The 869-nt window shown below is 46.5% G+C and carries 1 protein-coding gene; it reads right to left on the reverse strand.

Going from position 1 to position 869, the window contains the following annotated elements; all coding sequences use genetic code 11:
* Positions 1-637, reverse strand: a 637-nt coding sequence (locus R7P74_RS25535; RefSeq protein WP_318123436.1) for a protein rep, incomplete at its 3' end; no start/stop codon positions are given.
* Between the last annotated feature and the right edge of the window lie 232 nt (positions 638-869).

Genomic DNA, 869 nt, shown 5'->3' on the forward strand with positions numbered 1-869 from the left:
CCGCCAAATAACGACCGTCAGGAGCCCTACAAACGTAATTTGATGGTTTAGTGGCATACTTACCAACCTCAGCAGCTGCGGAGGTGATAGCGTCACTCTCAGGGCGTTTTTTGTTAGGCTTAATCGATCTAACATCAACCTGAGTAACTTGAGGGTATTTCGTTGCTTCCTGCCAATACTCCAACCACTGATCGCGGTTGATGTAATTTTTCTTAAAGTAACCCGAAGGCACACAGAGCAAAACATGCAAGTGAGGGTGATAGTCGTCCCTTGTTCCGTTGTAAGTGACTTCCAAGGCACGAAACCAACCCTTGATAGACTTCTTGAAAAATGCTCTTTGAGAAAGTCTTTGCCAGCTTTGATGAAGGTGCTTTATCTCATCCCCAAGTCTTTCAGCAGTCACGTTCGGCACAGTCAAAGTGAGCAAAAGATATGTGTACGTGGGGAAATCGGTGGGAATAGACTGACAGATATTTTTCACCTGATGGAACACCACAAGAGATCGTCTTTTCTGGCAACCTGGACACAGCCGATCACGGCAAAAATTAGCATGAGCGAGGCGCATTTCCCCAGCAGCCGAAACAGCAAATTTCAGATAAGCACCACAATCCATCATGCGCTCAAATCGCTTCATCATTGGTTTAGATTCTTGATTTTCAAAAGATACGGCAACGGCCTCATTTCTGAGTTTAATATTGCGCCAGTCGGTTTTTTTATCGCGGAGAACCCCCCCCGTTCCATAGACGCACGGGAGCGAGTCCTATAGACTTGTCATTAAGACGTCCTTTTTGGTTTAGGCAAAAATCGACGTTAGTCCGGTAGTTGTCGGAGACTATCGGGCGGCACTTTTTGAAGGGGGGAACGTTGGC

The organism is Vibrio sp. 2033 (genome assembly GCF_033339735.1).